12 protein-coding genes and 1 tRNA gene are annotated in these 14,048 nt (G+C 42.7%); 9 read left to right on the forward strand and 4 right to left on the reverse strand.

Annotated features, from left to right (window positions below):
• The first annotated feature begins 8 nt into the window (after positions 1–8).
• The gene (gene tatC, locus A9236_RS05810; RefSeq protein ID WP_071464488.1) at positions 9–785 is read left to right on the forward strand and encodes a twin-arginine translocase subunit TatC; all 777 of its coding nucleotides are present in this window, start codon (positions 9–11) and stop codon (positions 783–785) included.
• Here tatC and A9236_RS05815 read toward each other — a convergent pair.
• Complete coding sequence (locus A9236_RS05815; protein ID WP_071464489.1) at positions 782–2,242, reverse strand: tetratricopeptide repeat protein; 1,461 nt, start codon at positions 2,240–2,242, stop codon at positions 782–784. The two genes, tatC and A9236_RS05815, sit on opposite strands and share 4 nt — an antisense overlap.
• 239 nt (positions 2,243–2,481) lie before the next feature.
• Between A9236_RS05815 and A9236_RS05820 the strand changes: the two genes are divergently transcribed.
• Both A9236_RS05820 and A9236_RS05825 read left to right on the forward strand, forming a co-directional pair.
• Entirely contained in the window at positions 2,482–3,780 is a 1,299-nt protein-coding gene (locus tag A9236_RS05820) for a porin (protein WP_071467806.1), read from the forward strand.
• Positions 3,781–3,917: 137 nt separating this feature from the next.
• Entirely contained in the window at positions 3,918–4,751 is an 834-nt protein-coding gene (locus A9236_RS05825; protein ID WP_071464491.1) for a hypothetical protein, read from the forward strand.
• A gap of 5 nt (positions 4,752–4,756) precedes the next feature.
• Here the strand turns inward: A9236_RS05825 and A9236_RS05830 are convergent, their stop codons facing one another.
• The 3 genes from A9236_RS05830 to mscL all read right to left on the reverse strand — a co-directional run bounded on the left by A9236_RS05830 (position 4,757) and on the right by mscL (position 9,780).
• On the reverse strand, positions 4,757–6,946 hold the full coding sequence (locus A9236_RS05830; RefSeq protein ID WP_071464492.1) for a tetratricopeptide repeat protein: 2,190 nt from the start codon (positions 6,944–6,946) through the stop codon (positions 4,757–4,759).
• Between the two features lie 62 nt (positions 6,947–7,008).
• On the reverse strand, positions 7,009–9,354 hold the full coding sequence (locus A9236_RS05835; protein ID WP_071464493.1) for a glycosyltransferase family 41 protein: 2,346 nt from the start codon (positions 9,352–9,354) through the stop codon (positions 7,009–7,011).
• A 3-nt stretch (positions 9,355–9,357) separates the two neighbouring features.
• Complete coding sequence (mscL, locus tag A9236_RS05840; protein WP_071464494.1) at positions 9,358–9,780, reverse strand: large conductance mechanosensitive channel protein MscL; 423 nt, start codon at positions 9,778–9,780, stop codon at positions 9,358–9,360.
• Positions 9,781–9,917: 137 nt separating this feature from the next.
• Between mscL and petA the strand changes: the two genes are divergently transcribed.
• The 6 genes from petA to A9236_RS05870 all read left to right on the forward strand — a co-directional run bounded on the left by petA (position 9,918) and on the right by A9236_RS05870 (position 13,995).
• Positions 9,918–10,520, forward strand: coding sequence for a ubiquinol-cytochrome c reductase iron-sulfur subunit (gene petA / locus A9236_RS05845; RefSeq protein ID WP_071464495.1), 603 nt, complete (start codon positions 9,918–9,920; stop codon positions 10,518–10,520).
• 10 nt (positions 10,521–10,530) lie between these two features.
• Positions 10,531–11,931: a cytochrome bc complex cytochrome b subunit gene (locus A9236_RS05850; RefSeq protein ID WP_071464496.1), complete on the forward strand. Its 1,401-nt coding sequence runs from the start codon at positions 10,531–10,533 to the stop codon at positions 11,929–11,931.
• A gap of 41 nt (positions 11,932–11,972) precedes the next feature.
• Positions 11,973–12,746 carry a cytochrome c1 gene (locus A9236_RS05855; RefSeq protein ID WP_071464497.1) on the forward strand — a complete coding sequence of 258 codons (774 nt, stop codon included), beginning with the start codon at positions 11,973–11,975 and terminating at the stop codon, positions 12,744–12,746.
• A gap of 107 nt (positions 12,747–12,853) precedes the next feature.
• Positions 12,854–13,465: a glutathione S-transferase N-terminal domain-containing protein gene (locus A9236_RS05860; protein ID WP_068320223.1), complete on the forward strand. Its 612-nt coding sequence runs from the start codon at positions 12,854–12,856 to the stop codon at positions 13,463–13,465.
• Between the two features lie 29 nt (positions 13,466–13,494).
• Positions 13,495–13,902, forward strand: a complete 408-nt coding sequence (locus tag A9236_RS05865) for a ClpXP protease specificity-enhancing factor (RefSeq protein ID WP_071464498.1) — start codon at positions 13,495–13,497, stop codon at positions 13,900–13,902.
• Between the two features lie 17 nt (positions 13,903–13,919).
• A tRNA-Thr gene (locus A9236_RS05870) sits at positions 13,920–13,995 on the forward strand.
• Positions 13,996–14,048: the final 53 nt, after the last annotated feature.

The following is a 14,048-nucleotide window of genomic DNA, read 5'->3' on the forward strand; positions in this document are numbered from 1 at the left end:
AGACTGGCATGACAGAAAATAACTCCACTGAAGATTCGGGACTACAAGAATCTTTTCTTTCTCATCTATTTGAGTTGCGTGATCGCATCATCAAGGCATCTCTGGCGATCATCATCGTCTTTGTAGGTTTGGTTTACTGGGCCCCAGATATTTTTCACCTCTTTGCGCAACCGCTACTCAGTGCCTTGCCTGCGGGTGGAAAAATGATTGTGACCGATGTCACAGGCTCCTTCTTTGTGCCGATGAAAGTCACCATGTTGGTTGCCTTCATCATCGCCCTTCCAGTAGTGATGTATCAGCTCTGGGCATTTATTGCTCCAGGACTCTATCTTCATGAGCGTAAGTTGATTCTGCCGCTGGTAGTGAGTAGCTATACCTTATTCATCATTGGTATGGCCTTTGCTTATTTCTTAGTTTTCCCAACAGTCTTTAAGTTCATGGCGAGCTATAACGCGCCATTAGGTGCAGAGATGTCCACTGACATCGATAACTACTTAAGCTTTGCAATGACTACCTTCTTGGCTTTCGGCATTACATTTGAAGTGCCAGTGGTCGTAGTTGTGCTGGTGCGCATGGGTATGGTTTCCTTAGCCAAGCTAAAAGAGATACGACCATATGTCATTGTGGGCGCCTTTGTTGTCTCTGCGGTTGTCACCCCACCAGACGTCTTATCTCAACTTCTTTTGGCTGTGCCAATGACTTTGCTATATGAGTTGGGGCTATTAGTAGCACGACTTTATGTGCCAAAGTCATCCGAAGCCGAAGAGAGTGGCTCTACCACCTAAGCTGGTTCTGCATCGGCCTGGTTCAGGCTCTTCGAAAAAGTAGACATTAGCCAATGAGTCACTTGGTCAAAGCGATAGCGTCTTTGACGTAAATTTCCCTCAATCCCAATATCAGTGCCTGCGAAAACTTTTCCTGCCGCCAAAAGCGCTCGGCGTTGTTGAATAGTCTCTATCTGAATTAGTCTTGGCAAAATCTTCGGTAGCTCCCAACGAATATCCACTGCAACACAATGCTCATGTTGCAGTTGTCCGACTTCAGAAAGTAGTAACTCTGCTTTACTAAAGTTAAATTGATTTGCGATGATGATGCGATGACAAAGTAGTAGCCAGTCTTCATCTAATTTATATTCGGCATGATGGTTAATAGCTTTGTCTGCGCTCTGGGCAAGCTCGTACCATTCATTTTTCTTGGGATCAGGACAGCTAGCCAATATTTTGCTGAGCAATTCAGTGGCTTCAGAAACGCCTTGCTGATGAGCCTGCCAAACCCAGTAGGATGCTTGCAGGCCACGCACTTTTTCTTCGATCTTTTCACGCTTGCGCCAGAGATTTGCGCCTTTACGTAATTGTGCGTGGGCATGACCAAGATCAGCGGCGCGATCAAAACAACGATCACTTTCAGAGGCGCTATATCCAGAAAATTGTGGGCGACGATAAATTTCACCCAGTGCATACCAAGCATCGCGATCACCATCTTTGGCGGCAAGCTCTAGCCAGTGAGCGGCTTTTTTGAGGGATGCATTGGATTTACTTTCTGCATTGCCGTCAAGCTGTGCCAAACGTAAACCTAATGTCAGCTTTGCAAGAGTGAGGCCTAATTCAGCTGCTTGAATAAGCGCTTCTTCATTTTGATCTGTGAGCCAAACATTCCAAAGCGACGAGAGCGCTTCATTTTTGGGTTGCAGCTTAATCAAAAGTTCTTTTGCTTGGTTGGCAAAGAGAGAGCTTCCATCCGCAAGATCCTGTAAATATTGCCGGGCAACTTTTTGCAAACCATTTAAATCCGTGGCGAATGTTTTTTCGCTTAGAGAAATTGGTGGATTTTTCTTTAACCAATCTGTGAGCTTCGTTTGAGTTTCCAGGTTACTCGGATTGATCAGCAAATCTACCAACTGCCATTTAGCTGCAATAGTTGTGTCAGATTCTGTATTGGATTGAGCAAGTCGCCAAAAGGACTCCCAACCAAACTGAAAAGCAGGGGTATCTACAGTCTGAGCCAAGGGGATGTTTGCTAATTGACTCAAAATGCTGAAAATTTGAGGGCTATTCGAGGTTTCTTCTTCAGTCGACTGATTTTTAAGGGATAAATAGGATTTTTCTAGCCAAATCAATGCGTTAGAAGGTTGAATTGGGGTTTTGAAGGCTCCAGTAAGGTAGGCCTCCCCTAGCTTCTGTTGTGAAAATGCATCACCCAAACGGGCTGAACTAAGGATTTTTAAGAATTCGCGACTTGCCATCTGACAATTTTGGCATTCAAAGGGGTAAAAAGACAGAAAACAGCCTTCTTGTTGCCGAGATACAACGAAGAAAACCAAAAAACTACCTTTTGACAAGCAAAAAGAGGTCATAGATAACCTGACCCCCAGTCTAGCAAGGCAAAGGACGGAAAATTCATGGGTCCCAGCTTTATTTGGGCATTACTTTCAATTTATGGAGATTTACAGAATGAAAAAATACGCTATTTGCAGTAGCAGCTATGACAGCAGTTGCTGGCGCAGCGCAAGCACAGTCAAGCGTAACCGTATACGGTATCTTGGATGCTGGTTATGTTGGTTCAAATACAACTTTGAATTCTTCCGCAGTTACTGGTGGTGACAAGAAGAACCAAGTTAGCCAGTTCGGTACTTCTGCTGAGCAGACTAGCCGTTTAGGTTTCAAAGGCACCGAAGATTTGGGCAACGGTAAGTCTGCATTCTTCACAGCTGAATTCCAACTCTACCCAACTGACCAAACTTTGTCTGGTAACAGCAACACTGGTTTGTTGAACCGTCAAACATTCGTTGGTTTGAAGCAAAATGGCATCGGTCAATTCGCAATTGGTACACAGTACACACCAATCCACAATGCAGTTGGTGCAACTGATCCAGGCCAACAAAACAACATCGCTGGTAACGTAATCTATACAGCGTCTACTGGCCCATCAGCAACTACTAACGGTGACCCATCATCACAGCAATCTAGCACAAACGGTATTGCATACACTGTTCGTACAGCAAATACCTTGACAGCTTCTACAGATACATTTGCTGGCTTCAAGTTAAATGGTATGTACACCATGAATAACTCAAACGCTACTGTATTGAGCTCTTCATCAGGCGGTAACACCAATGCAAATGGTTGGGGCTTAGGCTTGGATTACACATGGAAAAAATTGTTTATTACTGCTAACGCACAACAATTAAAGCAATCCAACACTGTTGCTACTAACTCTTCTAACCAAGCATACGGTTATAACCTTAACGGTTTAGCTTATGTATCAGGTTGGAATGCATGGCAACAAGCTGGTGGTACTGCTGTATTGGGTACGGCTGGCACTACAGGTGCAACTTCTGGTGCGGTATTGGCTGCTCCTTTGAACGTTCAAGACAACCAAGCTTACATTGGTGCTACATATGACTTCGGTATTTTGAAGGCTTATGCAAACTGGGTATCTAGAAAAGCTTCTGATGCATCTAACACTGGCCTCTATGTTAAGCGTCAAGCTGAGCAGATCGGTGTACGTAGTTTCATTACTCCAACAGTTGAAGGTTGGGCAAGTGCTGGTTTAGGTCGTTACACAGCAGCTGGCGCAGGTAATCCTACTGCCAACTTCAGCGGCTGGCAGTTGGGTTCTAACTACTGGTTGAGCAAGCGTACTAACTTGTATGCAATCTATGGTTATGCATCAACATCCAACTCTGCAATTTCAACTTTGAACTCTACTGGTGGCAGCTCAACTGCTACTCTTAGCTCAAACATCAGCAACTACGCTGTTGGTATTCGTCACACTTTCTAATTTGACGCTAGCTTAGGCTAGCATTCAATTTGGAATTAGCTGTAAATTAAACCCATCGTGGAAACGCGATGGGTTTTTACTTTGTCAAAATTCTAATTTTTAACCCATCTAAGTTAATTACTTTCTAGGCTCGATAATTGGAACAAAATATTCATATATATCAGATCTTTTATGATGAGATCTCTAGGGTCTCGATAGCGCCCGGATTCATTCCTTTGGATAATTCAAAAAATCCCCGGCCTGATTGGTTTGAGTTCTTGCCCATTCTAAATTTCTTAAGAAATAATCAGTTGGACGAAGATGCATGGTATGGGTTTTTGTCACCTAAATTTACCTCAAAAACTGGATATTCTTCAGCCTATGTCATTAACTTACTAGAAAAGTACGGCGATATAGCAAACGTCGCATTGTTTTCCCCAGACTGGGATCAACTGTCCTATTTTCTAAACCCTTGGGAGCAAGGAGAGATCTGGCACCCTGGCATTAAGAGTGCCTCCCAATCTTTTTTTAAATGCCAAGGGGTTTCGATCGAAATAGATGGTTTGGTGACCGACACTACAACCTCCGTTTTTTGTAACTACATCATTGCAAAAAAGGTTTTTTGGAGCGAGTGGAGGGCGCTTGCAGAACTATTTTTTAACTATGTGGAAGAGGGGCTATTTGGAAATAGTTTAAGTAATCAGAATGCTGATTATGGATCCAAGGAAAGACAATATCCAATTAAAACCTTTATTCAGGAGAGGTTCGCATCTTTAATTTTGGCAAAAGAAAAATATAAGGTGATCATGCCGGATCAAAGCATATCGGGCCCTATTTTTTCGAAGTTATTTGCAAATGACATTAGCACGAGAAGGGGGCTTATTGCCTGTGATCTACTAAAGAAAAGATATAGAGAAGCAAATGATGCTGAAGCGCTAAGGCTCTATTGGAAGATTAGGGAGGGCATTCGGTATGCGGCACCCAACCATTAGCATTTTTAGGAAATATGAATATGTTCCAGCGCTAGGTCGCTCTGATATCTTCTATAAATATTAAGGTAGGCCGTCTCAAGTTTTTCAGTAAAAAGAGGCGCGTTAAACAGGGGTGTAGTAAGGCGATTCTTCTTTAATTTTTCATTTATTTCTTTTATCTTATCCGGTCTTGTTGCCAGTTCAATTGCTAAGGTTTCATATTCCTCCTGGGAATAGGTGATTAGCTCGGCCATGTCGATTGCATTAAGTAGGCTGGCAGCCATTCTTCCAGCAAAACTTTGCCCCACTCGCGTGATGACAGGAAGGCCAGCCCATAATGCATCACTAGCTGTAGTTCCTGCGTTATACGGGAGCGTATCTAAAAACAAATCGCATACTTGGTAGCGAGCAAGATACTCTGCTGCAGGGATACGAGCCCCAAATATCAATCGCTCAGGGTTGATGCCGCGTGTAACAGCTTCACTCCTAAGATTTTCTTTTGCCAATAGATTATCTGCATATAGAAATAAAACACTTTTATCTACGGCATTGAGGATTCGCATCCAAGAGTCAAAAATTATTGGATTAAATTTATAATTATGATTAAAGCAGCAAAATATAAATCCTTCTTTTGGCAGTCCTAAGTCTGCCCTAGTAAATTTCTTTTTGCTTATTTCCCGCTTTCGATCGTTGGCCTGATAACTTGGCAGATAGATAATTTTTTCTGAATAGTATTGAAGTGATTCCGGTGGAATTATTGTTGGATCTGCAATTAGATAGTCCATATATTCAACCCCCATTGAACCAAGATAGCCTATATAGCTCAGCTGGATTGGGGCGGCCCGATAAGCAAATATGCCTGGTCTTGATTCAGCGGTAAACCCGCCCAGATCAATTGCAATATCAATATTGAGCTCTCTTGATAGTTCGGCAATAGCTTTATCGTTCATTCCGTGAACATCGATGACCCGATCAAATGCAGAGTCTAAGCGGTGACGTAGGGCGCTTCCATCAGAAGGTTTTAGTGCAAAAGCAAAAATTTCAAATTGAAATTTATTATGTAGTTCAAATAACTCCACAGTGAGAGCTGCTACTGGGTGATTGATAAAGTCAGCAGAAAAGTAGCCTAAGCGAATCTTAGAATTTTTATCCCTTTTTTTTATGGGCCCAAGAGAAAAATTGGGTGGGCATTTATCCCGTGACCAGATTTTTGCTGCCTGCAGGTGGTTATCTTCTGTGGGGCAGATAGCCAGCGAAGGGAATGGGTGGACACTTTTTAAGCCCAGTTTTATTTGATCGCACAAATTGTCACGCTGCATCAAGAAAGACTTCCATTCACAAACTTGGAGTCTCGATTGCAAGAGCGTGCCGGCTAAAAATTCTAAATTTGGGTTGAGTGATAGGGCTTTTTCAAAGGCGTCAAGTCCCTCTCCTAAGCGTTTTAATTTATTTAGGATTATTCCTTTGTTATTCCAGGCCTCGGCATAAAGTGGATTCAAATCCAAGGCTTTGTTTACGCAAACTAAAGCTTCATTTGCCTGATCTTGGTCCATGTAAGCCGCTCCTTTATTGCACCAGGCTTCTACATAATCAGAATCGATTTCAATAGCTTTATCAAAATGGCTTAAGGCTTCGTTGATGCGACTTAAGTAAGTTAAAGATGCTCCTTTATTGCACCAGGCCTCTGCATTGTTTGGAGCACACTCAATAGCTTTATCAAAATACGTCAAGGCCTCTTCATAGCGTTTTAGCGCATTTAGTGTGGACCCTTTATTGCACCAGGCCTCGGCATAGCTAGGCGAAATCTCAATAGCTTTATCAAAATACGTCAAGGCCTCTTCATAGCGTTTTAGCGCATTTAGTGTGGACCCTTTATTGCACCAGGCCTCGGCATAGCTAGGCGAAATCTCAATAGCTTTATCGAAATAGGTGAGGGCAGAGTCAAAGTCCTTTTCCTCTTTGTTCGCAAGGCCCATATTTAGATATCCCGGACCATTCATTGGATCTAACGCGATTGATCTAAGTGCAAATTCTTTGGCCGCATTAATTTTTTTAAGTTTAATTTTTACGGCAGATAAATTGGTTAGAACGGATACTCTATTAGGTGAAATTTTTAAAGATTTTTCAAAATTAAGTTCAGCCTCATCGTAATTTTTTGATTCAAGGCAAGATAATCCTGCTAAGAAAAATTGCTTAGCTTCTTCTAGGTTATCCATTATTTTGGATTAGGAAAGGATTGGAAATAACACATGTTGTAATGGCAATAAAATACGAATATTTAAAGAATACTCAAATAAAGATCTTCGATATTTTTTGTAAATAGCGCTGTATTAAAAAGAGCTGAAGTATCTCTACTTTCTATAAGCTTCTTTTTTATTGTGTTCAATTTATCGGGATTAAGAGCTAATTCAATGGCTCGAGATTCGTACTCATCTTGTGAATGAGTGATTAACTCAGGCAAATCGATTGCATTCAGTAGGCTTGCTGCCACTCTCCCAGCAAAGCTTTGCCCAGACTGGGTGAGTACGGGAAGGCCAGCCCACAGAGCATCACTGGCGGTCGTGTGTGCATTGTATGGGAGGGTATCCAAAAATAGATCGGCTAACCTATGTCGGGCTAAGTGCTCTGGTAGTGGCAAGCGCTTTGCAAAAATTAAACGGCCTGAGTCAATTCCACGTGTCTGGGCTTCTTTTATGAGATTTTGGGTTGCCTCGGGCGTATCTTCAAAGAGCCATAAGACGCTTCCCTCTACTTGGTGGAGAATGCGCATCCATCCCGAGAAGGTATCGGGCATTGTTTTGTAGTTATTGTTAAAGCTGCAAAATACAAAACCATCGTCTGGCAGGCCTAGCTCAGCCCTATTAAAAACAGTAGAGGAGATTCTTCTTTTCTTATCATTTGGCTGATAGCAGTCGGGTAAATATAAAACTTTTTCTGTGTAATATTTTTGGGCCTTTTCAGGAATAATCGTTTTATCAGCAACAATATAGTCCATGTATTTTGCACCAGTTGTTCCTGGGTATCCCAAATAATTTATTTGAATTGGTGCTGCTCGATATGCAAAAATGTCAGTACGAGCATCCGCCGTAAGACCTGTTAGATCAATTGCAATATCAATACCGATTTCCCGAGCAGCTAAAGCAACTTCTTTGTCGGATTTCTCCCGCACATCTAAAAATTGATCAAATGAGTTGATAATTCTCTGCCTCATTTCGCTTTGGTCATCAGCTCCAAATGAAAACCCAATTAATTCAAACTTACTCTTATCGTGGGTTTCAAATAACTCTACTATTAAGTTTGCAACAGGATGATTTCTAAAATCTGCAGAAAAATATCCTAGTCGAACCTTACCCTTTGTAACCCTTTTGGGGGGTGAGGGCAATTCAGGACGTATTGGATGTTTGGCGTTAATCCATATTTCAGCCGCCTTCTGGTGAAGGCTCTCCGAGTCCGTGAGTGCCAAATAAGGAAATGGGATGATTGCCTTTTGGCCTGCCTCTACAAGTTCGTTAACCTTTTGAAGGTTATTAGAAAGGTTACCCCAATCGCAAATGTGCATTTTTGCGCTCAAAAAAATACCTAACAAAAACTCGCGATTAGGTTTTATTTTCAGAGCTCTTTCATAGGCCAATACCGCCTCTACAAATCGCTTAAGATCATTTAAGGCTATTCCTTTGTTACACCAAGCCTCTACATTATTTGGGCTAAGTGAAGTTGCTCGATCAAAGTCAGCTAGCGCTCTTTCAAGCTGCTTTAGCTGGAAATAGTTAATTCCTTGGTTAACTAATGCAGTGGTGTTGGAAGGTTGCTCAGCTGTAATCGTGCCAAGAATACTAAGAGATTCATCATATTTTTTAAGGGCCGTAAGTGTTACGGCTTTGTTAATGAATGCTTCTATGTAATTTGGATTAATTTCTAGGCTATGGTTATAGCATTTCAAAGCCTCTTCATTCAACATCAGATTAGATAGCGCAATACCTTTGTTGTTCAGCGCTGCAAAGTAATTGGGATGAAGCTCTAAGGCTTTATCAAAGCAGCTAATTGCATCAGAAAATTTCTCTAAGGCAGAAAATGCAATCCCTTTGTTATAAAAGACTTCCGCAAAAGATGGGTTTAGTTGAATAGCCACGTCATAGGACTCAAGCGCTTCTAAATAACGATCCATTTCTTTTAGAATTGCCCCGCGATTATTCCAAGCAAGTGCATTATTTTTATTTAGCTCCAAAACTCTCTCGATAGAGGCTAGCGCTTCGAGGAATTGCTTTTCTGAAGCTTGACTCTTGCTTAAATTTAGCCACGCATCAATATTGAGTGGAGCTAGTGCCGTTGCTTTTTTGAAGTGGGCGATTGCTTCTACATCATTACCTGAATCAGATAATACTTTGGCAAAGTTATAGATTAAGGATGGGTCATTAGGGTTTACGGTTGCCGCTTTTTTTAAAAGTTTCGTTGCTTCTTTAAAGTCCCCTTTGGTTGCATGAATTAACCCAAGAACTTGTAAGGCGACAGGATTCGTAGAGTCAAATTTAAGCGCTTGCCCTAATAATTGCTCGGCATTATTTAGATTTCCGGACTGAAAGTATTGAATCGCTTGTTGCAATATGGATGTAATTTGTGGATGCATTGCTTATTTCTTTAGGCTATCTCTAATTTCTCTCAGCAGCACAATATCCTCTGGAGTTGGTGGTGCGGGAGGCGCATCCATAATGCGGATCTTGTTCACCACTTTAACCATTTGGAAGATAACAAAAGCCAGGAGAACGAAATTGATCGAAATCGTAATGAAATTACCATAAGCAAAAATAGGTACCCCTGCTTTTTTCAGGGCATCAAAAGTTCTTGGCACCCCATCCGGAATGTGGCCGAGGACAATAAAGAGATTGGTGAAGTCGATATGACCCCCAAAAAGAGTCGAAATTACTGGCATCACAATGTCATTCACTAAGGAATCCACGATTTTTCCAAAAGCACCCCCAATAATCACGCCAACCGCTAGATCAATGACGTTGCCCTTGACTGCAAAGTCCCGAAATTCCTTTAAAACGGCCATAATTCCCCCCTTTTTTGTTCAAATCCTGATTAACTCAAGATTAACCCCATAACTTTCTTGCTTACCCCACTTTTTACTTTAAAATCCTACCTTTAAGCAATTTCCACCCATAAATACCCTTTCTAGGAATTTTGTAAATGAGTGACAAGCCCTGTATGGACAAGGATCGCCGTAATTGGTTGATCGCCACATCGGCAGTTGGTGGCGTAGGTGCTGCCGCAGCCCTTTATCCTTTTATAGACAGTTTCGAGCCTTCTGAGCGTGCTAAGGCCGCAGGTGCACCTGTTGAGATTGATATTTCTGGCATGAAGCCAGATGAAATGAGAACCGCTGAGTGGCGTGGAAAGCCAGTTTGGGTAGTGCGTCGCACGCCTGAGCAAGTTGCTGAATTATCCAAAATTGATAATGAATTGGCTGATCCGAATTCTTTGCGTGATCCATCTCAATTCACCCCTCCTTATGCCCAGAATCAATGGCGCTCGATTAAACCTGAGTATTTAGTTGTAGTGGGTATTTGTACTCATCTAGGCTGCTCTCCTAATGCCAAGTTTGAGGCAGGACCTCAGCCGTCATTGCCAAATACTTGGCCAGGTGGCTTCCTTTGCCCATGCCATGGTTCCACTTTTGATATGGCAGGCCGTGTATACAAAAATAAACCAGCCCCAGATAACCTTGAAGTACCGCCACATATGTATTTGAGCGATACCAAGATTCTGATTGGCGATGATAAGAAGGCCTAAGGAGAGATAAATGGCATTCCACGAAAAAGAAGTCCCAGCGGACGCTTCGGCAGCTCAAAAACTTATGGCATGGGTTGACTCACGTTTGCCCGTTACTGAGGCCTTTAAGAGGCATATGAGTGAGTATTACGCACCAAAAAACCTCAATTTTTTCTATATTTTTGGCGCATTAGCTATCGTTGTGTTGGTAAACCAGATAGTTACTGGTATTTTCTTGACCATGAATTACAAGCCTGATGCTGCTAAGGCTTTTGAGTCCGTTGAGTACATCATGCGTGAAGTACCCTGGGGTTGGGTGATTCGCTACATGCACTCCACGGGAGCCTCTTTATTCTTTGTGGTGGTTTACATGCACATGTTCCGTGGCTTGATCTATGGCTCTTATCGCAAGCCACGTGAGTTGATCTGGATCTTTGGTTGCGCGATTTTCTTGTGCTTAATGGGTGAGGCATTCTTTGGTTACTTGCTGCCATGGGGTCAAATGTCTTACTGGGGTGCCCAAGTTATTGTGAACTTGTTCTCTGCAATTCCATTCATTGGGCCAGATCTCTCCTTATGGTTGCGCGGTGATTATGTTGTGGGTGATGCCACCCTCAATCGCTTCTTCGCGTTCCACGTGATCGCAATTCCATTGGTATTGGTTGGTTTAGTGGCAGCTCATATTCTTGCATTGCACGAAGTAGGCTCTAACAATCCAGATGGCGTTGAGATTAAAGAAAACTTAGATGCGCAAGGCCATCCGGTTGATGGCATACCATTTCACCCTTTTTACTCAGTGCACGATGTGATGTATTTGGGTGGCTTTTTGATGGTTTTTGCTTGCATCGTATTCTTTGCCCCAGAAATGGGTGGATACTTCCTCGAAGCGAATAACTTCGTACCTGCCAACCCATTCCAGACGCCGCCACATATCGCACCTGTTTGGTATTTCACGCCGTTCTACTCGATGTTGCGTGCTACAACCTCTAGCTTCTTGTTGCCTTTGTGGATCTTCTTGGCGGTGATTTTAGGTTTGTTTGTCAAGAGTGCTAAAGATTTCAAGATTAAAGGTCTATGTGTGGCTATCGCTCTAGTGTTGGCCGGTGGATTTTATTTGTTTGATGCGAAGTTCTGGGGTGTTGTGATCATGGGTGGTTCAGTTGTGATCATGTTCTTCTTGCCTTGGCTTGATAATTCTCCAGTGAAATCGATTCGCTATCGCCCACAATTCCATAAATATATTTATGGAATATTCGTGGTGACATTCATCATCTTGGGTTACTTGGGTATTCAGCCACCATCACCAATATTTGAAAAGATTTCTCAGGTTTGCACTATTTACTATCTGGGCTTTTTCTTGGCCATGCCGTTCTGGAGCAAGCTTGGTACATTCAAGCCAGTTCCAAGCCGCGTTACTTTTGAGTCCCATTAATTTAAGTCTGAGATATCAGTAAAGAGAAATTAGGAACTAGTATGAAACGAATTCTGCAAACTTTGATGGGCCTATGCCAAGCAATAGCAGTGGTTGCTGCGCTTGGTGTTGGTATGAATGCCAGTGCAAATGAAGGCGGCTTTCCATTGGATAAAGCCCCTGATCGCGTAAGTAAAAATGCTTCCTTGCAAAATGGCGCTAAGATTTTTGTGAACTATTGCTTAAATTGCCACGCAGCTTCTAGCATGCGCTACAACCGCTTGCGCGATATCGGTTTGACTGATCAACAAATCAAAGACAACCTGATCTTGAATGACGCTAAGGTCGGTGATTTGATGACGATCTCAATGTCACCTAAGGATGCTAAGACATGGTTTGGTAAGGTACCTCCAGATCTATCAGTTGAAGCTCGCGCCCGTGGAACGGATTGGCTTTATACCTACTTCCGCACGTTTTATAAGGATGATGACCGTCCAACCGGTTGGAATAACTTGGTATATCCAAACGTTGGCATGCCTCATGTTTTATGGCAGCTCCAGGGGGAGCGTGCTGCAAAATTTGAGGAACGCAAAGATCCACATGAAGAAGGTAGAACAGAAAAAGTATTCGTAGGCTTTGAGCAACTCACTCCAGGCACCATGAAGCCAGAAGAATATGACGACAATATTGCTGACCTCGTTTCATTTCTCTCTTGGATGGCTGAGCCAGTCCAGTTAGAGCGTAAGCGCCTTGGTGTTGTGGTTCTCTTATTCTTGGCTATCTTCACACTCTTAGCTTGGCGCTTGAATAAAGCCTACTGGAAAGATATCCACTAATTTGTATCAAATGAGGTCTTTCATGCGAAGGACTTCATTTAGCAAAAGATTTAATGCCGCTGTTTAGCGTTTGTTGTATTGAAGTAGAAATTTAAGGAAATAAATTTATGATGGTGTTGTACTCGGGTACTAATTGCCCATTCTCGCAACGCTGCCGTCTGGTGCTTTTTGAAAAAGGCATGGACTTTGAAATCCGCGATGTTGACTTGTTTAATAAGCCAGAAGACATCTCCGTGATGAATCCTTATGGTCAAGTTCCCATCTTGGTTGAGCGTGATTTGATTTTGTATGAATCCAACATCATCAATGAATACATTGATGAGCGTTTTCCTCATCCACAGTTGATGCCGCCTGATCCAGTTGCACGCGCACGCGCACGTTTGTTCCTCTTTAACTTTGAGAAAGAACTCTTTGTGCACGTAGCCGCTCTTGAGAACGAAAAAGGCAAGGCTGCAGAGAAGGTTCATGAGAAAGCGCGCTTGGCTATTCGCGATCGTCTAACTCAGTTGGCCCCTATTTTCGTTAAGAACAAGTACATGTTAGGCGATGAGTTCTCGATGCTAGATGTGGCAATTGCCCCATTGTTATGGCGTCTTGAGCATTACGGCATCGATCTTTCACGCAATGCTGCTGCTCTTTTGAAGTACGCTGAGCGTATTTTCAGCAGACCAGCTTATATCGAAGCGTTAACTCCTTCCGAGAAGGTGATGCGCCGCTAAGCAATCCTAGCGGTTCATTCATAGTCGGCATGTCTGACGTCCCAAGCAATAAACCCTACCTAATCCGTGCTCTACATCAGTGGTGCACGGATTTTGGTTTTACGCCCTTTATCGCTGTTTTTGTGGATTTAAGGGTCGAAGTGCCCATGGAGTTTGTTAAGAATGATGAGATCGTTCTTAATCTGTCATTGGAGGCATGTCATCAGCTTGACCTGGGCAATGATTGGATCAGTTTTCAGGCTAGGTTTGGAGGGGTTCCTAGGAAAATCACGGTTCCGGTGAGCCATGTATTGGCTATCTACGCCAGGGAAAACGGTCAGGGTATGTCATTCCCATTTGATCCGACTCAGATTCGAGATTTACATATAGCCGATTCCCAAGATGAAGCTTCTGAAAAACCTAAAACTAGTAGACCATCCTTAACTATTGTGAAATAGGCTAAAATAACATCCGTGCCCCTTTAGCTCATCTGGTAGAGCAACTGATTTGTAATCAGTAGGTGGTCTGTTCGAGTCGGACAAGGGGCACCATTCTTCATAACTCCCTGGCTTGTAATTAAGTGAATCGCTAAAAATGCTAAGCT

Origin of the sequence: Polynucleobacter sp. QLW-P1DATA-2 (assembly GCF_001870365.1) — a bacterium.
GTDB lineage: Bacteria > Pseudomonadota > Gammaproteobacteria > Burkholderiales > Burkholderiaceae > Polynucleobacter.

Coding starts and splice junctions, on each gene's coding strand:
- A9236_RS05835 (WP_071464493.1), bottom strand. CDS start 9,354: ATGCATCCACAAATTACATCCATATTGCAACAAGCGATTCAATACTTT.
- A9236_RS05865 (WP_071464498.1), top strand. CDS start 13,495: ATGTCTGACGTCCCAAGCAATAAACCCTACCTAATCCGTGCTCTACAT.
- tatC (WP_071464488.1), top strand. CDS start 9: ATGACAGAAAATAACTCCACTGAAGATTCGGGACTACAAGAATCTTTT.
- A9236_RS05860 (WP_068320223.1), top strand. CDS start 12,854: ATGATGGTGTTGTACTCGGGTACTAATTGCCCATTCTCGCAACGCTGC.
- petA (WP_071464495.1), top strand. CDS start 9,918: ATGAGTGACAAGCCCTGTATGGACAAGGATCGCCGTAATTGGTTGATC.
- A9236_RS05830 (WP_071464492.1), bottom strand. CDS start 6,946: ATGGATAACCTAGAAGAAGCTAAGCAATTTTTCTTAGCAGGATTATCT.
- A9236_RS05820 (WP_071467806.1), top strand. CDS start 2,482: ATGACAGCAGTTGCTGGCGCAGCGCAAGCACAGTCAAGCGTAACCGTA.
- A9236_RS05850 (WP_071464496.1), top strand. CDS start 10,531: ATGGCATTCCACGAAAAAGAAGTCCCAGCGGACGCTTCGGCAGCTCAA.
- A9236_RS05815 (WP_071464489.1), bottom strand. CDS start 2,242: ATGGCAAGTCGCGAATTCTTAAAAATCCTTAGTTCAGCCCGTTTGGGT.
- A9236_RS05855 (WP_071464497.1), top strand. CDS start 11,973: ATGAAACGAATTCTGCAAACTTTGATGGGCCTATGCCAAGCAATAGCA.
- mscL (WP_071464494.1), bottom strand. CDS start 9,780: ATGGCCGTTTTAAAGGAATTTCGGGACTTTGCAGTCAAGGGCAACGTC.